General features: G+C 71.2%; 17 protein-coding genes and 1 tRNA gene. 15 read left to right on the top strand and 3 right to left on the bottom strand.

What is annotated here, in order from left to right:
* Positions 1-414 precede the first annotated feature (414 nt).
* From OV090_RS28530 to OV090_RS28485, 10 genes are all read left to right on the top strand, one after another.
* Positions 415-960: a MerR family transcriptional regulator gene (locus tag OV090_RS28530; protein WP_267707781.1), complete on the top strand. Its 546-nt coding sequence runs from the start codon at positions 415-417 to the stop codon at positions 958-960.
* A 105-nt stretch (positions 961-1,065) separates the two neighbouring features.
* Positions 1,066-1,641, top strand: a complete 576-nt coding sequence (locus OV090_RS28525) for a sigma factor-like helix-turn-helix DNA-binding protein (RefSeq protein ID WP_267707780.1) — start codon at positions 1,066-1,068, stop codon at positions 1,639-1,641.
* Positions 1,642-1,677: 36 nt separating this feature from the next.
* Positions 1,678-3,285, top strand: a complete 1,608-nt coding sequence (gene purH / locus OV090_RS28520; RefSeq protein WP_267707779.1) for a bifunctional phosphoribosylaminoimidazolecarboxamide formyltransferase/IMP cyclohydrolase — start codon at positions 1,678-1,680, stop codon at positions 3,283-3,285.
* Positions 3,286-3,319: 34 nt separating this feature from the next.
* Positions 3,320-4,612 (top strand): phosphoribosylamine--glycine ligase, encoded by a 1,293-nt coding sequence (gene purD, locus OV090_RS28515; RefSeq protein ID WP_267707778.1) that lies wholly within the window; start codon positions 3,320-3,322, stop codon positions 4,610-4,612.
* A gap of 76 nt (positions 4,613-4,688) precedes the next feature.
* The gene (locus OV090_RS28510) at positions 4,689-5,984 is read left to right on the top strand and encodes a DUF1015 domain-containing protein (protein WP_267707777.1); all 1,296 of its coding nucleotides are present in this window, start codon (positions 4,689-4,691) and stop codon (positions 5,982-5,984) included.
* Positions 5,981-7,231, top strand: a complete 1,251-nt coding sequence (locus tag OV090_RS28505) for an ATP phosphoribosyltransferase regulatory subunit (protein ID WP_267707776.1) — start codon at positions 5,981-5,983, stop codon at positions 7,229-7,231. The genes OV090_RS28510 and OV090_RS28505 overlap by 4 nt, the downstream gene beginning before the upstream one ends.
* Positions 7,228-8,511, top strand: coding sequence for an adenylosuccinate synthase (locus tag OV090_RS28500; RefSeq protein ID WP_267707775.1), 1,284 nt, complete (start codon positions 7,228-7,230; stop codon positions 8,509-8,511). Before OV090_RS28505 ends, OV090_RS28500 begins: the two co-directional genes overlap by 4 nt.
* A gap of 406 nt (positions 8,512-8,917) precedes the next feature.
* On the top strand, positions 8,918-10,618 hold the full coding sequence (locus OV090_RS28495) for a GYF domain-containing protein (RefSeq protein ID WP_267707774.1): 1,701 nt from the start codon (positions 8,918-8,920) through the stop codon (positions 10,616-10,618).
* Positions 10,619-10,926: 308 nt separating this feature from the next.
* On the top strand, positions 10,927-11,724 hold the full coding sequence (locus OV090_RS28490) for a hypothetical protein (protein WP_267707773.1): 798 nt from the start codon (positions 10,927-10,929) through the stop codon (positions 11,722-11,724).
* Between the two features lie 161 nt (positions 11,725-11,885).
* Positions 11,886-11,957, top strand: a tRNA-Cys gene (locus tag OV090_RS28485).
* 82 nt (positions 11,958-12,039) lie between these two features.
* On the opposite strand, the gene OV090_RS28480 is transcribed toward OV090_RS28485, so the two are convergent.
* The 3 genes from OV090_RS28480 to OV090_RS28470 are packed head-to-tail and all read right to left on the bottom strand — an operon-like array spanning position 12,040 to position 14,920.
* The gene (locus tag OV090_RS28480) at positions 12,040-13,074 is read right to left on the bottom strand and encodes a hypothetical protein (protein ID WP_267707772.1); all 1,035 of its coding nucleotides are present in this window, start codon (positions 13,072-13,074) and stop codon (positions 12,040-12,042) included.
* 3 nt (positions 13,075-13,077) lie between these two features.
* Positions 13,078-13,920 (bottom strand): peptidoglycan recognition family protein, encoded by an 843-nt coding sequence (locus OV090_RS28475; protein WP_267707771.1) that lies wholly within the window; start codon positions 13,918-13,920, stop codon positions 13,078-13,080.
* Positions 13,910-14,920: a metallophosphoesterase gene (locus tag OV090_RS28470; protein ID WP_267707770.1), complete on the bottom strand. Its 1,011-nt coding sequence runs from the start codon at positions 14,918-14,920 to the stop codon at positions 13,910-13,912. The genes OV090_RS28475 and OV090_RS28470 overlap by 11 nt, the downstream gene beginning before the upstream one ends.
* Before the next feature lie 189 nt (positions 14,921-15,109).
* Here OV090_RS28470 and OV090_RS28465 point away from each other — a divergent pair, with 189 nt between their 5' ends.
* Genes OV090_RS28465 through OV090_RS28445 form a run of 5 tightly spaced genes read left to right on the top strand, consistent with a single transcriptional unit; the run spans position 15,110 to position 21,501 of the window.
* Positions 15,110-17,095: a TrkH family potassium uptake protein gene (locus OV090_RS28465; protein ID WP_267707769.1), complete on the top strand. Its 1,986-nt coding sequence runs from the start codon at positions 15,110-15,112 to the stop codon at positions 17,093-17,095.
* A 42-nt stretch (positions 17,096-17,137) separates the two neighbouring features.
* Positions 17,138-17,794, top strand: coding sequence for a TrkA family potassium uptake protein (locus OV090_RS28460; RefSeq protein WP_096334206.1), 657 nt, complete (start codon positions 17,138-17,140; stop codon positions 17,792-17,794).
* Between the two features lie 19 nt (positions 17,795-17,813).
* Positions 17,814-19,106 carry a methyl-accepting chemotaxis protein gene (locus OV090_RS28455; protein WP_267707768.1) on the top strand — a complete coding sequence of 431 codons (1,293 nt, stop codon included), beginning with the start codon at positions 17,814-17,816 and terminating at the stop codon, positions 19,104-19,106.
* A 44-nt stretch (positions 19,107-19,150) separates the two neighbouring features.
* A complete protein-coding gene (locus OV090_RS28450) occupies positions 19,151-20,293 on the top strand; it encodes an SPFH domain-containing protein (RefSeq protein ID WP_267707767.1) in 1,143 nt (380 codons plus the stop codon).
* A complete protein-coding gene (locus tag OV090_RS28445; RefSeq protein ID WP_267707766.1) occupies positions 20,290-21,501 on the top strand; it encodes an SPFH domain-containing protein in 1,212 nt (403 codons plus the stop codon). The genes OV090_RS28450 and OV090_RS28445 overlap by 4 nt, the downstream gene beginning before the upstream one ends.
* Positions 21,502-21,518: the final 17 nt, after the last annotated feature.

Raw genomic sequence — 21,518 nt, 5'->3', positions numbered from 1 at the left:
CGAGTTTGCGAGCGCGTGTCACTGCGATCGCTTGAGTAGATCGAGCCGGCGGTCGGCCGTGTCGTGGCGGCGGCGAGATCTCGCGTCTGGCCAGCGTTGCGGCGGCTGAGGCTGTTGCTCGCGCGACGGACTCGCGGGCGCGACAGCTGCTCGTACGGCGCTTCAACTGAATGCCTGGGCAGGGGGGTACTGAACGTTATCGCAGAATGCGAGACGACCGAAACTTGCCGAGCTCGCGTGAAAGTGCTTCTAGTGATCTACTCAGTAGATTATATTGCGGACCCACAAGCCAACCTGATCGCGCCAAAGGAACTACACGGCTTGGATCGCACCTCCGCTACCTTGTGAAGCCTCTCCGCCCGGGCACTGCCTTCCACGCGCTCCCGGCCGCGACTCCCTCCGCAGCACCCCGCCATGCCGACCGCGCTCACCGAAGCCCAGATCCGCGACATCGAAGTGACCAGCCCCGAGGGGCTGTCGTCGCAGCAGCTCGTCGCGGTGTTCGAGGACGCCGACGTCAAGTTCAGCGAGGCGAACCTCCGCCGCTACGTGCAGCTCGGCCTGGTGCCGCGCTCGCGGCGGGTCGGCCACAAGGGCAAGCACCTCGGCTCGCACGGCGTGTACCCGATCCGCGCGGTGCGTCGCATCAACACCATCAAGAAGTTGATGGCGGAGCGCTACACGATCGAGGAGATCCAGGCCAAGTTCCTCACCTTCAAGGACAGCATCGAGATCCTCGACGAGGCGCTCGAGGAGCTGCTGTCCGCCTTCACCGCGAAGATCGACGCCGAGGATCCGTCGCCGCGGCGCGACAGCCTCTACGGCGAGCTCCGCTCGCTCCGCTCGGCCGCCGACGCGCTGCTGTCCGGCGTCTACCGCCTCGAGAAGCTGCTCATCGCCGGCGGCGGCGCTGTCCGTCCGCGGGGCGGTGGGGCCGCGAGTCCGACTGAACTTTTGTAACTGTCCTTTTGGACCTGTCCTTTTAGACCTGCTCGTTCGTTCCGCTCACCACCGCGAATTTTGGGGATAACGGCGCCGCTCCGCGCGCGCCGCATGGGGATCATCATGCTGAAGAACAACTCTCTCGCCACCGGCAGCGACCTCGATAGCGACAGCGACCTCGACGAGGGCCGCGACCACGACACCGACCACGAGATCGCGAGCGACGCCGGTGAAGAAGCCGGCGACGACGACGCCGGCGACGACGGCGAAGATCCGCGGCCGATCGTGCGGCGCGCCCGCGCCAAGACGATCGCGATGAAGCGGCTCACCAAGGAAGAGCTGCGGATCGGCGCGCTGCTCTACCCGGAGCGCAGCTACTGGCGGCCCAAGTCGCGCGGCGAGTGTGCCAACGTCGCCCGCCCGTGCCCGTACGTCAGCTGCAAGCACCACCTCTACATCGACGTGAACCCGGCGACCGGCAGTATCAAGATCAACTTCCCCGACCTCGAGGTGTGGGAGCTACAGCACTCTTGCGCCCTCGACGTCGCGCAAGGCGGCGGGATCACGCTGGAAGAGGTGGGTGAGATCCTCAACCTGACGCGCGAGCGCATCCGCCAGGTCGAGGTCCGCGGCCTGCTCAAGCTCAAGGAAGCGGGCGGCGAGGATCTTCTCTCGTACCTGGCCCGCGAAGAGGGTTGACCCGGCCGCCGCGCGGGTGGTACCGCGGGCGCGCCTATGACCGCGCCCACGCCGATCCGTCGCGCCCTCGTCAGCGTCAGCGACAAGACCCACCTCGAGGTCCTGGCGCAGATCCTCATCGACTCCCAGGTCGAGGTGTTGTCGACCGGAGGGACCTATCAGGCCCTCGAGGCGCTCGGCGTCGCGGTCGTCAAGGTGAGCGAGTATACCGGCGCGCCCGAGATCCTCGGCGGGCGCGTCAAGACGTTGCATCCGAAGATCCACGGCGGGATCCTGGCCCTGCCGACCCCGGCGCACGAGGCCGAGCTGCGGCTCCACGGCATCGCGCCGATCGACCTCGTGGTCGTCAACCTCTATCCGTTCCGCCAGGTCGTCGCCAAGCCCGGCAGCAGCTTCGAGGACGCGGTCGAGAACATCGACATCGGCGGTCCGGCGATGGTGCGCGCGGCGGCCAAGAACTGGCAGCGCGTGGCGGTGGTCGTCGATCCCGCCGACTACGCGCGCGTCGGTGAGGCGCTGCGCGAGCACGGCGGCGCGCTGCCCGAGAGCCTGCGCCGCTCGCTGATGCGCAAGGCCTACGCGCACACGGCCGCCTACGACGCGGCGATCGCCGGCTACCTGGCGCGCTACGACGACACCGGCCTGTCCGTCGGGACAGATGCGCTGCCCGACCGGCTGTTCGTCGCCGGCGCGGCCCAGGGCGAGCTGCGCTACGGCGAGAACCCGCACCAGCCGGCGCGCTTCTACGCCAGCGAGCTGGCGGCCAGCGAGCCGGCCGGGCTGCACCGCGCGGTCCAGCACCAGGGCAAGGCGCTGTCGTACAACAACCTGCTCGACGCCGACGCGGCGCTGGGCCTGTGCCGCGACCTCAGCCGCCTGGGCCCGGCGGCCGCGGTCATCAAGCACGTGTCGCCGTGCGGCGCGGCGATCGCCCGCGGCGACGAGTCGCTCGCGGACGTGTACGTGCGCGCCCGCGAGGCCGACGCCGAGAGCGCGTTCGGCGGGATCGTGGCGCTGTCCGGGCCGGTCGACCGCGCCGTCGCCGAGCGGCTCGCGGAGACCTTCCTCGAGGTGGTCATCGCCCCGTCGTTCAGGCCGGAGGCGCTGGCGCTGCTGGCCAGCAAGAAGAACCTCCGCCTGCTGTCGCTCGAGGACATGCTCGTCGGGACAGGTCCCGAGAGCCAGCCGGCCTTGCGCCTGCGCTCGATCGCGGGCGGCCTGCTGGCCCAGCGCGAGGACGCGGTGACGGTCGCGGCGGGGCAGGGCAAGGTGGCGACCCGGCGCGCGCCCACGGCCTCGGAGCTGCGCGACCTCGAGCTGGCGCAGATCGTCGGCAAGGCGGTGCGCTCGAACGCGATCGTGCTGTGCAAAGACGGGGCGACCGTCGGCATCGGCGGCGGGCAGACCTCGCGCGTCGAGGCGGCCCGGCAGGCGACGGCCCGCGCGGGCCAGCGCGCGCAGGGGGCGGTGCTCGCCTCCGACGCGTTCTTCCCGTTCCGCGACGGGGTCGACGCCGCGGCCGCGGCCGGCGTGACCGCGATCGTCCAGCCCGGCGGCTCGGTCCGCGACGAGGAGGTCGTGACCGCGGCCGACGAGCACGGCCTGGCGATGGTGTTCACCGGTCAGCGGCACTTCCGCCACTGACCTTTTGCGCAGGTCCGAAAGGCCAGGTGCGATCGTGCATGTCCCGAAGAGCAGCTTGAAGGTCCTGATCGTCGGCGGCGGCGGCCGCGAGCACGCGCTGGCGTGGCGCTGCCGCGTCGAGGGCCACGAGGTCCACGCGGCGCCGGGCAGCGACGGCATCGCCGAGGACGCGACCTGCCACGCGGTCGGCGTCGGCGACCTCGCGGGCCAGGTCGCGCTGGCCGACGCGCTGCGCCCGGACCTGGTGATCGTCGGCCCCGAGCAGCCGCTGGTCGACGGGCTGGCGGACCGCCTGCGCGCGGCCGGTCACGCGGTGTTCGGGCCGTCGGCGGCGGCCGCGGAGCTCGAGGGCAGCAAGGCTGTGGCCAAGGCGTTCATGGCCCGCCACGCGATCCCGACTGCGGCGCACGCGACGGCCACCGGGCTCGACGAGGCGCTGGCGGCGGTGCGCTCGTTCGCCAGCCCGCCGGTGATCAAGGCCAGCGGCCTGGCGGCCGGCAAGGGCGTGGTCGTGCCGGAGACCTTCGAGGAGGCGGAGCTGGCCGTTCGGTCCTGTCTCGAAGGACATGTCTTCGGGGACGCCGGCGCGACGGTGGTGCTCGAGGAGCGGCTGCACGGCGAGGAGGCGTCGCTGTTCGTGCTGACCGACGGCGAGCGCTGGAGCCTCCTGCCGCCCGCCCAGGACCACAAGCGCCTGCGCGACGGCGATCAGGGGCCGAACACGGGCGGGATGGGCGCTTACTGCCCGGCGCCGGTGTGCGACGCGGCGGTGCTGCGGCGGGCGGAGCAGGAGATCGTGGGGCCGACGCTGGCCGGGCTGCGCGCCGAGGGGCGACGCTTCGTCGGCGTGCTGTTCGTCGGCCTGATGATCGCGCCGGACGGGGCGCCGAAGGTGATCGAGTACAACTGCCGCTTCGGCGATCCGGAGGCGCAGCCGGTGCTGTTCGGGCTGCAGACGCCGATCGTCGCCGACCTGCTGGCGGCCGCTCGCGGCGAGCTGACGCCGAGGACCTACGCGGCCGCGCCGGCCGCCAGCGTGGTGGTGGCGGCGGCCGGCTATCCCGGCGAGACCCGACCGGGCGCGGCGATCCGCGGGCTCGAGACGGTCGCGGAGCTCGCCGACGTCAAGGTGTTCCACGCCGGTACGCGTCGCGGCGCGCTCGGCTGGGAGACCCGTGGCGGGCGGGTGCTCGGGGTCTGCGCTCGCGGCGTCGACTTGCGGGCGGCCATCGAGCGCGCCTACGCGGCGCTCGCCGGCATCGAGGTCGAGGGCGGCCAGTTCCGCCGTGACATCGGCGTGCGAGCGCTCACCCGTCGAGTGGAATGAGACAACCTGCGGAGGCCTGCAGCCGCGAGCCGGGGACGCCCGCGCCGCGCGCGAGAAGCGTGGTATACGGCGGGCGATGGCACACGTCCGCCCGCTCCGCGGCTTCCGTTACGACCTCCCCCGCCTCGGCGACGCCGGTCTGCTGCTCGCGCCTCCGTACGACGTCGTCGACGCGGCCGGCCGCGAGCGCATCGGTGCTCGCTCGCCGCACAACTGCATCCACGTGATCCTGCCCCAAGGGGAAGGCGACGCGAAGTACGAGGAGGGCGCGCAGCGCTTCGCCGCGCTCGAGCGCGAGGCGCTGGTGCGCGACGACAGCCCGAGCTTCTACGTCTACCACCAGACGTTCACCTCGGAGGGCCAGCAGTACACCCGCAAGGGCTTCATCGGCCTTGTCGAGCTGACCCGCTTCGGCGCCGGGCCGGTGCTCGCGCACGAGCGCACGCTCTCGGGTCCGAAGGCCGACCGCCTCAAGCTGATGCGCGCGTGCGAGGCTCACCTCGAGCTGGTGTTCGGCATGTTCTCCGACCCCGGCCGCGCGTGGGAGGCCGCGACCACGAGGGCTCTCGGCGCGCCAGTGCTCGAGGGCGACTTCGACGGCACCCACCACGTGCTCTACCGCGTCGACGATCCGGCGGCCACCGCCGCGCTCAGCTCCGTGCTCGAGGACAAGAAGATCTACATCGCCGACGGCCACCATCGCTACGAGACGATGTGCACGTTCCGCGACGAGCTCGCGGCCGCGGGCAAGGGCGAGGTGGCGCGCTGGGGCCTCATCTTCCTGTCGAACCTCGACGACCCCGGCCTCGTGGTCCTGCCGACGCACCGACTGATCCACAGCGTGCCCGGCCTCGACCTCGCGGCCGCGCTGGCGCAGGTCGAGCCGTTCTTCACCATCACCCGCGAGCCGCTGCCGGCCAACGGGGCGGCAGTGCGCGCGCGCCTGGCCGAAGTGGGGGCGAGCGGCGCGGCGTTCGGCCTGGCGGTGCCGGCCAGCGGAGAGCTCGTCGTGCTGTCGCTGCGCCCCGACTTCGACCCTGCGGCGGCCGGGCTGCAGCACCTGGCGCCGGCGCTGCAGCGCCTCGACGTCGCGCTGCTGCACGAGCTCATCCTCGATCGCGGCTTCGGCGTGACGCGCGAGGCGCAGGCGCAGAACACCAACATCCGCTACTACAAGTCGACCGACGAGGCGCTGGCGGTGGCCCGCGCCGGCGGCAGCGACGTGCAGCTGGTGTGCTTCATGAACCCGACGCCGGTCCGCGATGTCCGGGCGGTGTGCGACAGCGGCGAGGTGATGCCGCAGAAGAGCACCTTCTTCTATCCGAAGATCCCGACCGGCCTGGTGTTCCACGACCTCAAGGCAGGCCTTTGAGCGCGCGACTCCCCGAGGGCGTCGACGCGGTGCTCCCGCGCGGCGCCCGTGATCTGCTGCCCGCCGCCGCGCGCCGCCGCCGCGTCGTGACCGAGGCGCTGCTCGGCGTGTTCGACCGCTCGGGCTACGACCCGGTGGTGACGCCGGCGATCGAGTACTTCGCGGTGTTCGGCCGCTGGCTGGCCGAGCGCGAGCGGCAGCGCTGCGTTCGCTTCATCGAGGCGGGCTCGGGCGAGCTGGTGACGCTGCGCTCCGACATCACGCCGCAGATCGCCCGTCTCGCCGGGCAGCAGCTGCATGAGCGGCTCGCGGCCGGGGAGGCGGTGCGCCTGTGCTATGCGGCCGACGTCGTGCGCCTGTCCGAAGGGACACATGAGCAGAGCGAGCGCCACCAGGTCGGGGTCGAGCTGCTCGGCGACGACGCGCCCGAGGCCGACGCGGAGCTGATCTTGCTCGCCGACGAGGCGCTGCGGGCCGCCGGGGTGCAGGGCGCGGCGCTCGAGGTCGCCGACGTCGGCATCGCCCGCGGGCTGTTCGAGCGCCTGCCGAGCTGCGACGTCGAGGCGCTTCACGGGCTGCTCGCGCGCAAGGACGCCGGCGGGGTGGCGCGCTTCGCCGCGGGTCTGGCGCTCGGCGAGGAGCCGCGGCGGTGGCTCGGGCTGCTGTGCGAGCTGTTCGGAGCGCCAGGTATTTTGGGGCATGTCCCGGCGGACATCCGCGCGCGCTGGCCGTGGCTGGCCGAGCGGCTGGCCCGGCTCGAGGCGACGCTCGCGGTGGTCGAGGCGCGGGCCCCGGAGCTGCACGCGCGCCTGATCGTCGACCTCGGCGAGGTGCGCGGGTTCGACTACTACACCGGGCTGCGCCTGCGCGCGTGGGCGCCGGGCTCGGCCAGGCCGCTGGTGGTCGGCGGGCGCTACGCGGGCGGGGCGGGCTTCGCGGTCGAGCTCGACGCGCTCGAGGCCTCGCTCGACGCCGACGCGGCGGTCGTCGCGGGGCGAGCGGGCGGCGTGATGGTGGCGATCCACAATCGAGAGCCGCAGGCGCGCGCCCTGGCGACCGCGCGCGCCGAGGCCGAGCGGGCCGCCGGTCGGCGCGCGTGGGTCCAGGCCGGGCTTTCCCTCGAGGCAGCTCAGGCCGCGGCCGCGGAGGCCGACGTGCTGGTGTACTTCGGCGCCGACGAGCGGGCCGAGATCTGGTCGCAAGGACAGCCGGGCGCGTGGCGCCGGGCGGAGGAGAGCGGAGCATGACGACGCTGATCGTGGTCGGCGCACAATGGGGCGACGAGGGCAAAGGCAAGGTGGTCGACTACCTCGCCAGCCAGGCGCAACTGGTGGCGCGCTACGCCGGTGGCAACAACGCCGGGCACACTCTGGTGATCGGCGGGCGCAAGCTCGTGACCCACCTGGTGCCGTCCGGCTGCGCCTACCCGGGGACGCCGTGCGTGCTCGGGGCAGGGATGGTGATCGACGTCGACGTGTTCCGCGCCGAGGTCGAGGAGCTGCAGTCGGCCGGGATGCTGCACGGCGGCGAGCTCCGGGTCTCGCGCGACGCCCACGTGATCTTCCCGCATCACCGCCTGCTCGACGGCCTGCGCGAGGATCGGGCCCAGGCGGCGAAGATCGGGACGACGCGCCGCGGGATCGGCCCGGCGTATGAAGCGAAGGCGGGCCGCCGCGGGGTCCGGGTGCGCGACCTGTTCCGCCCCGAGCGGCTGCGGGCGCGCCTCGAGCTGGCGAAGGAGGTCGTCGACGGCGAGATCGCGCGCCTCGGATCCAGCGAACGGGTCGACGTCGCGGCCGAGCTGGTCCGTGCGCAGGCGTGGGCGACGTGGCTCCGCGAAAAGGTGTGCGACGCCGGCGAGCTGGTCGACGCGGCCATCCGCGCCGGCAAGCGCGTGCTCTTCGAAGGCGCGCAGGGGGCCCTCCTCGACCTCGACCACGGCACGTACCCGTTCGTGACGTCGTCGACGACGCTGGCCGGCGGCGTGTGCTCGGGCATCGGCGTCGGCCCGACTGCGATCGACGGGGCCTGGGGCATCAGCAAGGCGTACGCCACGCGCGTCGGCGCCGGCCCGTTCCCGACCAAGCTCGAGGGTCCGCTCGGCGATCAGCTGCGCAACGCCGGCGACGAGTTCGGCGCCACCACGGGTCGTCCGCGCGACTGCGGCTGGCTCGACCTGCCGGCGCTGCGCTACGCGGCGCGCCTCAACGGCCTCACCGGCCTGTGCATCACCAAGCTCGACGTGCTGGCGGCGATGCCCGAGGTCCAGGTATGCCGCGCTTACGTCGACGGAGCTTCGCCCGGCGACGTCGAGCTCGACGAGGTCGTGCCGGTGCTCAGCCCGGCGCCTGGATGGGGCGATCCCTCGCTGCGCGGACGAATCTCGGCCGCCAGGCGCCTCGAAGATCTCCCCGCCGCCGTGCGCGCCTACCTCGACCTGATCGCAGACGAGGTCGGCGTCCCCATCACTCTGGTCTCGCTCGGGCCCGATCGAGAGCAGACCATCTTGCTGCGGGACCCGTTTTGAGCCGATCGCCCGTGAGCCGCCGTCACGACCCTGCAGCGCTCTGGCCCATCGGGCTGGTGGCCCCGCGTCGTGACGGCTTGAAGGTCGCGCCGGCACCGCAGCAGCCCCGAACTCGCTCCATGAACCCTCTGGAGCGTCGCCGCGCGTTTGTCGCGCCACAGGGTCAAACCCGCGCTGTGAGGCTCCCAGAGGCCGCTGGGCAGATGTCCGGTGAGGTGAGCCCGAACTCGTGTGGGGCAGGAGTCGGCGAAGGGCGGCTCCAGGCGACCCAAGCTGCGGCCGTCGGCTGTTTTCTCCGTCTGGTTGTACCTACCAGCCGCATTTCCTATACTGGCGGCCCCGCGGACGTAGTCACTTCTGCAGGACGCCGTCGCGCTCTGGCGAGCGAATCCCAGGAATCACGCTCATGAAGATCGAATGCGATAAGTGCGGAGCCAAATACTCGATTGCGGACGACAAGGTCCGCGGCAAGACCTTCAAGATCCGCTGCAAGAAGTGCAGCAACGTCATCATCGTCCGCGACAAGGCGGGCGGCGCAGACGATGGTGGTGATGCGCCAGCCGACGAGCCGGGCTGGCACCTTGCGATCGGTGGCGAGACCGTGGGGCCGATCAGCGAGGCCGAGGTCCGCGAGCGCTTCGCCGCCGGAGAGATCGACAAGGACACTTCGGTCTGGCAGGAGGGCTTCGAAGACTGGCTGCCGCTGGGTGACGTGGGCGCGTTCTCCGACCTCGCCGCAGCTCCGGGCCGCAGCGCGGCGCCCGATCCGTTCGCGGGCGGCAGCGACGACGACTACAGCGCGCCCGCACCCGCGGCGACGCCGAGCTCCTCGAGCTACGACCGTCAGCCCGAGCCCGCGCGCCAGCCCGCAGCGGCGGCACCCGCGGCCTCGACCAGCGGCCCGAAGGCGTCGGCTTCGCCGGCAGCCAGCGGCGAGAACCCGCGCGTGTCCTCGCTGACCGGCGCGCGCAACGAGAACTCGGTGTTGTTCTCGCTCGACAGCCTCTCGTCGATCGCGATGGGCAGCAAGCAGGGCGGCGGCGGTCCGGCGCCCAGCGGCCCGTCGTTCTCGCTCGGCAGCGGCGGCGGCGGCGGCGGCGGTGGTGCCCCGGCGGCCTCGCCCACGGGCAACAGCGAAGGTTCGGGCCTCATCGACATCCGTGCCATGAGCGGCATGATGGGCGGCGGTGGCGGCGGCGGTGGCGGCGGCGGCGGCGGCGAAGAGGGCCGTGACGACTCGATGCTGCCGAGCTTCGGCGGCACCGGCTTCGGCGGCCTGTCGGCCGCGCCGCTGCTCGTGACCCCGGCCCAGCCGGTGGTCGAGCACGCGCCGGCTCCGGAGCCGCAGCGCTCGTCGAACGCGCCGCTCTACGCGCTGATGGCGATCCTGCTGCTCGGCATGGGCGGCATGGCTTGGTACATCCTCACCAGGCCACCGCCGACGCCGGAGACGAAGATCGTCGAAGTCATCAAGCCGGCCGAGGTGAAGGAGAAGCCGGAAGACGAGGACGACGGCGACAAGCCCAAGAAGAAGAAGAAGGAAGAGGACGAGGAGGCGGACGAGACTGGCGGCGCCGACACGCCGACTCCGACCACGGACGACAAGAAGGGCACGGTCGCCAAGACGACGACGAAGAAGACGGACAAGAAGGGCGAGAAGACGGACAGCAAGACGTCCGCCGTCGACGCCAAGACCGAGCCGAAGAAGGAAGAGAAGAAGGAAGAGAAGAAAGAGGACTACAGCGTCGACTGCATCCTCGACCCGTCGAAGTGCGGCAAGAAGGGCGGCGGCGGCGGCGACAGCGGCTCCAAGCCGCCGTCCGACTCCAGCATGCCGGAGAAGCTCGAGCTCTCCGACATCCAGGCGGGCGTCAATCCGGTCAAGGCCAGCGCCAAGAGCAACTGCGCCAAGAATGCCAAGGGCGGCGAGAAGGTCTCGATCAAGCTGTCGATCAGCGGCCCGTCCGGTACGGTGCTGAGCTCGACCGTGGTCGACGCCGCGGGCAACGACGGCCTCGCCAACTGCGTGGCCGCGGAGCTCAAGAAGGCGACCTTCAAGAAGGTCCAGAAGGAGCAGATCGGCACGCAGGTGTCGGTGAGCTTCTGACCTTCGGCGAGCACGCCGATGCACAGTCCAGCGGGGTCGTCCTTCGGGGCGGCCCCGTCGCGTTTTCGCCGCTCGTCGCCCGTGCGCGGGTTCGTCGCCGCGGGCCCGTGGCCGGCCGCACAGCGTCGCTGTGAGCGCCCCGGCACGAGGGGCTAGGCAGCGCCGTGGTTTTGCGGCAACCTGAAGTTCTGCGCTGCGGCGCTGGCCGAGACCTTTGACTCGGTCGTTCGCGTTGGACCGCCGACCGCCGGACCGAAACAGACTTCCCGGCCCTCCACGGGCCCTGATCTCCAGGAGCACTGCTCGCCATGTCGAACACCGAGAACTCCGCCCTCATCGCCCTGAGTGAGCTCAAGAACCTCGAGGCCGCCCGCGTGGCCGAGGTCGAGAGCGAACGGCGCGCCAAGGAAGACGCAGAGCGCCGTGCCCGTGAAGAGGCCGAACGCAAGGCGCGTGAGATCGCCGAACGCAAGGCCCGCGAGGAAGCGGAGCGGATCGCCAAGGAGACGGCCGAGCGCGAGGCCCGTGAGCGAGAGGAGCGCCTGCGGCTGCAAGAGGCCGACCTGCGCGCCCGCGCCGAGCAAGAGGCCCGCCTGAAGGAAGAGCAGATGCGCCTCGACGCGCAGGTCAAGCTGGCCGAGAAGAAGGCCCGCCCGATGTGGCTCTACGGCATCCTCGGCGTGCTGGTCATCGGCTTCGGCGTCGGCGGCTACTTGATCTACGACTACATCCAGAAGCGCGACGAGGCCGAGCGGCTGGCGCAGATCGAGCAGAAGAAGAAAGACGACGAGCGCGCGGCCGAGATGGCGTCCCTCATGAAGGAGCTGAAGGGCCTTCAGGAGGAGCAGAACAAGATCAAGTCGCAGAAGGACGAGATCGAGAACCAGCTCAAGAACGTCAAGGACGAGACGGAGCGGCAGAAGCTGCTGGCCGAGAAGGCCGCGCTCGACGCTCAGCTGGCGGCCAACGAGGACAAGCAGAAGAAGAACAAGGGCAAGTCCGGCAGCAGCAGCAAGTCGAGCGGCGACGGCGAGCCCAAGTCCGAGAAGCCGAAGGGCGGGATCTCGGTCAGCAAGAACGTCGACGATCCGCTCGACGGCCTGTGATCGCCTCCTGCCTGCGGCGCGCGAGCTCCTCGCCGCCGCAGGGCCCAAAAGCCGCGGCCGAGGCGATTCGGCCGCGTCACGGGTGAGGCCCCGGGCCGAGAAAAATGCATGAGGGTGGGCTTGCCCGGCGTTTTTTCCCGTGATAAAGAAGTCGCCCCTTCGGCCTGGTAGCCAAGTGGTAAGGCAGAGCTCTGCAAAAGCTCTATTCGCCGGTTCGATTCCGGCCCAGGCCTCCCGAAGAAGACAAGAGCCCCTGCGACTTCGCAGGGGCTCTTCGCTTTTGGTCGCTGCCTGTTTGGTCGTCGTCGCGGACGCTCAGCGGAACTCGAGCTCGAGCCGCGGCAGGCCGAGCTTCGCGTGCTCCTCGGCGGTGAGCATGGTCGACGACTGCAGCTGCGGCGAGACGCGCCAGCGCAGGTAGCCGAGCTCGACGGCGCGGAGCTGGAGGCGGGCGTCGTAGCGCAGCTCGAGCTGGCCGTAGAGGCCGTCTGCGACCGGTTGGGCGTAGGCCGGATGGGACAGCACGTAGTCGTCGCTGCGGCTGCCGTTGGCGTACAGGTGCTGCGAGTCGGGCGGGCCGAGCCAGGCGCGCACCTCGGCCAGCGGGGCCCGGGGCTGGGCGACGGTGCTCTGCAGGAACGCGGCCAGCTCGCGCTGGCGTGCGGGCTCGGGCGTCGCTGCCGCGCGCAGCGCTGCCCAGTGAGCGGGATCCCAGCGCCCGCCGGCGAACTCGCCGCTGCGCGACGCCGGGACCTGCTCGGCCGCGGCCTCGGCTTCCGCTTGGTCGAGGTCGATCACCGCGAGCACCTCGTCGGGCCCCCAGCGATCGTTCATGCCTCCGAGCGCCTGGGAGTCGGCGAGGAGAGCCTGTCCCTTGGGACCTGGCCGAAGGAGCAGGAGATAGCGACGCTCCTCGGCGTAGGCGCGCGGGTAGTTCGACCCTCGCAGGGCGTGCAGATCGAGGTCGATGCCGGGCGCCTGCACGGCCCCGCGGACGACCTGCAGCGCGGTGAAGCGGTCCTGGATCAGCATGTCCAGCGAGCCGTCGGGGCCGGGTCGACACGGGTAGGTGCCCGGCTGGTAGCGGGTCACGAGCCACACCGGCGCGCTCTCGGCGAGCTGCGGGTCGAACGGGTGCCACGGCTCGACCAGTCCGGTCAGGCCAGCCGGCAGCTCGGGCGCGTCAGGAACGCTCGGAGCGGGGCGCTTTGGGCCCGACGTCGGCGTGCAGGCGAGGGCGAGGACGAGGGGGACGACGAGGCGCGGAGTCATGGGTCGGGCCGCCCGGTTCAACGCGCGGAGGCAGTGCGGCGAGCCTGTCCCGAGGGACATGTAACGACGCGCACGCATGGCTCAACGGACAGGTGGGCCCTCGAGCCCGAGGTCGGCCACGCGCGCGCGGACCTTGGTCATGAAGGCAGGGCCGGGGTCGGCCTTGCGGGTGCGGTACTTGGGATCGCGCTCGACGAAGTAGGGGTGGCCCTCCAGCGCCAGGTACTCGTGGTGGCCGAGCAGGTGCGTGATCGCGGGGAAGCGGGCCTTGAGGTCGCGGACCAGCGCGGCGTCGGCCTCGACCTGGGCGTCGGTGAGGAGGTGCGCGTCGAGGTCGCCGACGTTCTCGACGCCGATGGCGAGGTGGTTGAGGCCGACGCAGTGGCGGGCCATCGAGGTCTCCGGCATGAGGCGGAAGATCGTGCCGTCGCGGTCGACGAGGAACTGGGACGAGACGTTGAGGTCGCCGGCGTCGGCGATCGTCTTGCGCGCGCTCTCGATGGTGGGCCGGTCGAAGTAGCGCCAGGTCGCGTCGGCCGAGCCGCCGCCGGTGTGGTGCAGGATGATCATGCGCGGCTCGATCTCGACGCCGCTGGCGGCTGGGTCCTGGTGCGCGCGGCGGTAGGCGATCGTGCGGGCGATCCGGGCCTCGTCGTAGGTGATCGGTCGGTCGACGATCGCCAGCGGCGGCGGGGTCGGCTCGGCGGACGGGGGAGCGGCGTCGGAGGGGCTCGGCGCGCTGTCCTCGGGGGCATGTTCGATGAGACCTGGCGGATCGGGCATGTTCGAGGGAACATGTCTCAAAGCTTCCGCAGCGGGCGGGGCAGGGGCCGGCTCGGGCGCGGCGCAGGCGGCCGCGAGCAGGACGAGCGCCAGCGTCGTGGCGGCCTTGGACGACTTCTCGCGGGGGCGCTCAGCGGTCATCGTCGTCGCTCCGCGGGCGGGTGCGGGCGGCCTTGCGCTCGCGTCGCTCGCGCTTGGCCTCGACCTGCTGGATCCGCTTGTTGCGTTGCTTCTCGGTGGGCGGGCGGCCGGGCAGCGCCGGCTGGTCGACGTGGTGCTCTTCGAAGCTCCCGGGCGCTGCGCCGAGCTCGAAGATCGTGACCTCGCGGCGGGCTCGTTCGCCGACGCGGAGCGGGATCACGGCCGCGCCGATGCCCGCGCCGACGTACACGGCCCCGCGCGGGCGCACGTCGACGCGCGAGCCGTACAGGCCGTGGACGTACTTGTGGCCGATGAGGCGGCCGAGCGCGAGCTCGTTGAGGCGGGCGAGGGTGACCTGGCCGGCGTGGGTGTGGCCGGACAGCACGAGCTGCACGCCGGCGGTCCAAAGATGATCGGCCTCCTCGGCGATGTGCGACAGGCCGAGGGTCGGGAGGTCGTGGCGCAGGCCCCGCGTCGCGCGTTCGACGTCGGCGTTGCCGGTGTAGGCGTCGTCGAGGCCGACGACCTGGAGCGCCTGGCCGCGCAGGGTGATGGTGGTGTGGACGTTGTCGAGGACCTCGGCGCCGGCGCGTCGCAGGGCCGCGCGCACCTCGGGGGCGCCGGACCAGTGATCGTGGTTGCCGAGCACCGCCATCACCGGGGCCTCGTAGCGGCGGATGAGCTCCTCGAGTTGGTCGAGGAACGCCTGGCTGTGGCACACGAAGTCGCCGGTGATGCACACGAGGTCGGGGCGCTCGGCGTTGACGAGGTCGACCGCGGTCCGCTGGACCTTCATCGGCGTGATCCGGCCGACGTGGATGTCGGTGACGTGGGCGACGCGGAGCGGGGTGGCGAGCTGTTCCACGAACGAAGCCGGGCCGGCGAACCGGCGCACCTCGATCTGCGCGCTGGTGTCGAACCAGGCCAGCGGGTTCAGCATCCGCGATCGCGCGAGGGCGGCGGCCAGTCCGGCGCCGGCGGGCTTGGGCGAAGCGGGCACGTGTAAAGGAGTATAAAGATCGCGGCGGGACATTCCAGCCGGGGGCGCCTGGACCGCGGGGTAGGTGGGTGGTAAAGGCAGGCCGAGCCTCGTCGGCCCGTCGCCATGAGCGCCGCTCCCGTCCCCCGTCCGTCTCGCCGCTTGCAGGCGGCCCGCGTCGCAGGCGCGAGTCTGCTCAGCGTGCTGGGCGTGCGGATCGTGGCGGACCTGCACCGCACCAGCTTCCTCGGGCCCGTCGATCAGCTGCTCAGCCTCGGCAACCTGTACGCCCTCGCCGTCGGGCTCACCACGCTGGTGGTGATCGCGGGCCTGCTCGGCGGTCGCCGCTGGGCGTTCGTGCTCGTGCCGCTGCTGCTCTCGGTCAACGTCGGCATGTTCGTGCCGGCGCTCGCGTCGGACGTCCAGATCGCCGGGTTCCTCATCGTCTGGAACCTGGCGCTGATCGGCGACAGCCTGTTCGCGATCAGCAGCACCGGCGCGCGGGCGCGGCGGGTCGGCGATCGCGGGGCCTCGTTCGCGTGGCTGCAGCGCTACGGGGCCGCGGCCCAGCACCTGCTGCTGGTGTCGCTGCTGGCCGGGCTGGCGCTGTTCGGCTTCGAGGTCGAGCACGAGTTCATCCCCGATCTGATCGGCGTGGTGTTCGCTCTCACGACCCTCGCGCTGGTCTCGCCCTACGTGCTCGAGCTGCTGCGGCAGCGACGACACAACGTCGTCGTGCTCGCGGCGATGTTGGTGCTGTTCGTGGCCACGGCCATCACCAGCCCGGGCGCCGCGCTCGGTCTGCTGTGGGCGCTGCAAGCGGTGGTGCTGCTGGTGATCGTCGCCCGCGGGCCGGTGTTCGCCGATCTGCTGCAGAGCTTCTACGCCCGGCCGGCGCTGCTCATCCTGTCGACGTTCGGCCTGATCGCCTTCTCGGGCGCGCTGGTGCTGACGTTCCCGGCGGCCTCGGCCACGGAGCGATCGATCGCGTTCATCGACGCCCTGTTCACGGCGATGAGCGCGACCTGCGTGACGGGGCTGATCGTGCTCGACACGCCGGTCGCGTTCTCCCACTTCGGCCAGGTCGTGATCCTGCTGCTGATCCAGCTCGGCGGCCTCGGGATCATGGTGCTGTCGACGTTCGCGGCGGTGCTGCTCGGCGGGCGCCTGGCGCTGCGCGGGGAGCAGGCGCTCGAGGAGGTGCTCGACCTGACCAGCCCGGGCTCGGCGTACACGCTCACGCGCTTCATCGTCGTGTCGACGCTGCTCATCGAGGCCGTCGGCGCGCTGGCGCTGGCGCTGCTGTTCCACCACGGCTACGGCTTCGAGCTGGGGTCGGCGCTGTGGCGCGGCACGTTCCACGCGGTGTCGGCGTTCTGCAACGCCGGCTTCGCGCTGTGGAGCGACAACCTGATCCAGTTCCAGACCGACGGCCCGATCCAGGCGGTGCACGGCTCGCTGATCACGCTCGGCGGGCTCGGCTTTCCGGTGCTTCTGGCGCTGTGGCTGCGCGCGCGCGGATCCGAGCGACGGCTGCCGTTGCAGGCGCGGGTGGTCCTGTGGATGTCGCTGAGCCTGGTGATCGGTGGGACGATCCTGTTCGCGATCGCCGAGTGGGACGCGTCGCTGCACGGGCTGTCGCTCGCCGACAAGATCATCAACTCGGTGTTCCAGAGCGTCACGCTGCGGACGGCGGGCTTCAACAGCGTCGACTTCTCGGCGCTCGAGCGCTCGACGATCCTGATGATGATCGTGTGGATGTTCATCGGCGCCTCGCCGGGCAGCACGGGCGGCGGGATCAAGACGACCACCCTGGCGGTGGTGCTGGCGGCGATCCCGGCGCTGATCCGCAACCAGGCGCGGGCCCAGCTGTTCCGGCGGACGATCCCGCACGACATCGTCTACCGCGCCGGGACCATCATGACCCTGGCGACGATGGTCGCGGTGGTCATCACCTTCGCGCTGCTCGTCAGCCACGACATGCCGTTCGAGCGGGCACTGTTCGAGACGGTCAGCGCCCTGGCGACCGTCGGCCTGTCGATCGGGGCCACCGCGGAATTGAACGCGCTGGGCAAGTGGCTCATCATCGTGACGATGTTCATCGGCCGCGTCGGTCCGATCTCGCTCGCCCTCGCGCTCGGTACGCCGCGCGGCGCGCACGTCCAGTTCCCCGAGGCCAAGATCATGGTCGGCTGAGCGCCGGGCCTCCTCGCAACCTGAACTCAAGGACATGTCCTCATGAGCGGAGAATTCGCAGTCATCGGCCTCGGGCAGTTCGGACGGGCGGTCGCGCTGAGCCTGGTGCGCGAGGGCGCGGCGGTCCTGGCGATCGACCAGCTCGAGGAGCGGGCTCAGCTGGTCGAGTCCGAGGTGGACGCGGTCGCCTGCGCCGACGCGACCGACGAGCGCGCCCTCAACGAGCTGGGGCTCGAGCGCATGTCGTGCGTGGTGGTGGCGATGGGGGCCCGCGCCCGCGAGACGTCGATCCTCACCACGTCGCTGCTGCGCCAGCGCGGGATCCCGCGCATCATCAGCCGCGCGGCCAACGAGCTGCACGCGCGCGTGCTGCTGGCCGTGGGCGCGCACGAGGTCATCAACCCCGAGCTGCAGATGGGCCAGCGCCTGGCCCGTAACCTGGCCCACCCGACGATCCTCGAGCAGATCGCGCTCGACGAGAACACCAACCTGGTCGAGGTCGCCACGCCCGAACAATTCATCGGCAAGTCGATGAACGAGATCGACATGAAGCGCCGCTACGGGGTGTCGGTGATCGCCATCCGCCGCGGCGGGCAGGTGCTGCCGCAGGTCGCCGGCGACGAGCGGCTGGCGCGCGGCGATCGTCTTCTCATCGTCGGCCAACCGGCGTCGGTCCGCCGCGTGGCCAGCCTGGCGTAGACCCCGGAGCCCGCCCGCCATGACCCTCCGCACCCGCCTCCTGCTCGGCTACGGCTACCTGATCGCGCTGCTGCTGCTCAGCGTCGGCACGGCCGCGTTCAACTCGCAACGGGTCGCCCGCAACGTCCAGGTGGTGGTGCAGAACAACCTGGTCAGCCTGAGCGCGGCGGTGGCGATGCTCGACCAGATCGAGCGCCAGGACAGCGCGACGCTGGTCGGGCTGATGCAGCGCAGCGAGCCGACCGAGATGACGGCGGCCGAGGAGGACTTCGAGAAGGCGCTGGTGCAGGCCCGCAGCGCGGCGATGACGGACGACGACATCGCCATGCTGAAGAACCTGCAGGAGAACTACGAGGTCTACCGCAAGGCGCGCGACGAGCTGCTGCGCAGCATCCCGGAGGAGCCGTACGCGGCCTACCACGAGTCGGTGTTCCGCGTGTTCGAGGAGCTGAAGCGCGACGTCAACCAGTACCTCGAGGCGAAGAAGACGGCGCTCGGCGACGCGAACATCGAGGCGTCGCAGTCGGCGATCGAGGCGGCGGTGCTGCTCGGGGTGCTGGTGACCGTGGCGCTGCTGTCGCTCGGACCGCTGTCGCGCAGCCTGCAGCGCGACGTGCTCGGGCGCCTCTCGGAGGTCGGCAGCGTGACCGAGGCGATCGCTAGCGGCGACCGCCGCCGTCGCGTGCGCGACTTCTATCAGGACGAGCTCGGGCAGGTGGCGCGCCAGCTCAACGCGGCGCTCGACCGCCAGCAGGAGCTCGAGTCGCAGATGCAGGGCCGACTGCTCGAGCAGCGCCGCGTGCTGGTCGGCCTGATGAAGCAGTGGCCGATGCCCGCGGCGCTGATCGGCATCGACGGCGAGCTGGTGGCGTCGACGCTGAGCGAGGACGACGAGGCCGAGCTCGATCGCCTGACGCCGCGCGTGCGCATGGCCGCGAAGGTGCTGATGACGCGCCGCTTCGTCCGCGCGGAGGAGCTGTCGGCCGACATCAAGGCGAGCGACGGCGTGCGCGTGGTGCAGATGCGCGCGCTGGCGTCCGGCGACAATCAGATCGCGGGCTGGCTGGCATCCTTCGTCGATCCGCGGGTCGGCGTGCTGGCGCCGCGCGGGCCGGGCGATCCCGCCCCGGGCGACGAGGCGAGCGAGGAGACGGCGGAGAGCGCAGGCGAGGGCGGTGAAGCGCCGGCGAGCGATGCGACGGGCGAGAACGACGACTCCGCAATCGCCGCCCCCGGCCAAGCGAACGAACTCGCAGTCGCCGCCGCCGCCGAATCGGCGGTCGACGACGATCCCGCGCTGCGCTCTGGCTGAGCGCGCCCACCAGGGCCTCGTGAGGCCTGGTGTACGATGCGGGCATGGCGCAACAGCGGAATTCAGGCCGACCCAGCGGCGGCCAGATCCTGGGAGACCTCCAGGGGAAGCTCAAATCGGTGACCGGCGGCGGCGGAGGTTCGAGCTGGTTCGACTGGGTGTGGATCGGCGGGGCGCTGATCGCCGGGCTCGTCCTGATGACGACCTCGTTCACGGCGATCGAGCCCGGCCAGGTGGCGGTGCGGATCAACAACATCACCGGCGGGCTGGTGACCGTGACGCAGCCGGGCTGGATCACGCGGCTGCCGTTCGGGATCCACTCGGTCTACGTGCTCGACGCGAGCCCGCAGACGTTCTCGATGCACGGGTCGAAGAACGTCGACGACCTCGAGGTCAGCGAGCTGACGGTGCGCGCCAGCGACGGCTCGAACTTCCACTTCTCGGACACGACGATCATCTTCCAGATGGCCGGTGACGAGGCGCAGACGGTCATCCGCGACGGCGGAGAGGATCGCGGCTACCTCAAGTGGATGCGGCCGTACGTGCGGGCCATCCTGCGCGACGAGTTCGGCCGCGAGTCGACGATCTCGGTGTCGAACCCGACCAAGTTCGGCGAGGCGACCGAGCGCGCGAAGAGCCGGCTCAACGAGCTGCTCGGCGTCCACGGGGTGATCGTGACCCAAATCGTGACGCCGCGGCCGCAGTTCAACGACGAGTACGAGAAGCTGATCGAGGAGCGCAACAAGCTCGGCAACCAGCTCGAGGTCATCAAGTCCAACCTGGCGGCGGCGGAGACCAGCCGCGAGCGTCGGCTGGCCGAGGTCAACCGCGACCAGAACCGCCTGATCCAGGAGAAGCGGACCGATCTCGAGTCGGCGCTGGCGACCGCGATCGCGGCCCAGGCCGACGCGACCCGCGAGGCCGACACCTACAAGATCTCGAAGGTCGCCGAGGGCCAGGCGGCGCTCAGCGCCGCCAAGCAGCAGGCGGCCGAGCTCCGCGGTCAGCTCGACGCGGTCTACCGCGCGCGCAAGGCCGAGATCGACGCGTTCCGCTCGCAGCCGGTCGAGCGCGTGATGGAGCGGCTCGGCGAGCGCCTGCGCGGGGTGACGATAGCGATCGAGCCGTGGGCCAACGACGCCAACCCGTCGCGCATCGAGGTCGAGAAGATCGGAGGTGCGCAGTGAAGGGCTTCGTCCGTATCTGTCAATTGTCGCTGCTGTCGCTGCTGTTCCTGTGGATCGCGCCGACCTGCTTCATCTCGACGGTGCCGCTCGGTACGATCGGGGTGCGCAGCAGCAACGCGTCGGGCGTGCTCGCGGCCGACCTCGAGCCGGGCTGGACGCTCAACATGGCGGGGATCCACACGCTCACGCTGCTGCCGAGCCACTACCTGTTCCTCGACTACGGCTCGGAGGAGGGCCAGGGGCTGCAGATCCGCACCCGCGACAACAACAACGTGTTCGTCGACGTCAGCGTGCCGTACCGGATCAAGCCCGGCGAGGCGCATCAGATCATGATGGCCGGCAACCACGTGGAGAGCACGAACGGGCAGTACCGGTTCCAGCGGCTGGCGCAGGAGACCACGGTCAGCGTGCTGCGCGAGGGCCTGGCCAACCTGACGAGCTCGGACTTCTACCACGCCGACACGCGGCTGAAGGTCGCGGACGAGACTCTGGCGCGGCTCAACCAGGAGCTGGCGCCGCTGCACCTCGAGGCGCAGGCGGTGCTGGTGCGGGCGGTGACGTTCCGCGAGGAGTACGAGAAGCAGCTGCAGCAGATCCAGCTCAACGAGCAGAACAAGCTGCTCGACGGGGCGCGCGAGAAGGTCGCCAAGCAGCAGCAGGAGCTCGACAACTACGAGCTCGGCACCAACGCGCTGGCCAACGCGCGGCAGCAGGACTGGATCAAGCGCCAGGCCGACCTCGAGCGCGCGTACCAGGTCGGCTTCGTCGACACCAAGGGCGACAGCACGCCGGGCTCGGCGCGCCGGGCCCTGAAGGCGCTGTCCGACGAGGAGCGGGCCAAGGTGCGCGAGGAGGTCGGGAAGGTGCTCGACATCGACGCGCCCGAGGCGCTCCCCGACGGCTACCTGCTCGGGATCCAGAACATCTCGGCCGAGACGCTCGAGTATCGCCAGCGGGTGAACGCCGAGTCCGACGGCGTGTCGCAGCGCCTGTCGGCCGAGGGCGCGGCCGAGGTCGCCGCGGTCCAGGGCGAGTTCGAGAGCAAGATCAACGCGCTGCTCGGCAGCCCGGCCGGCCGCGCCTACGTCGCCTACAAGAGCGCGGAGAACGTGAAGTTCGCCGAGACGCTGACGTTCCAGAGCACCGACGGCATCCCGGCGGTGCTGCGCCTGCGAGACTTCGCCCTGCGCTTCATGGGCGGCAGTTGACGGCGGCGTGAGCCGGG

It is taken from the genome of Nannocystis sp. RBIL2, assembly GCF_026626745.1.
Lineage (GTDB): Bacteria > Myxococcota_A > Polyangia > Nannocystales > Nannocystaceae > Nannocystis.
This window is presented reverse-complemented; position numbering and strand designations above follow the sequence as displayed.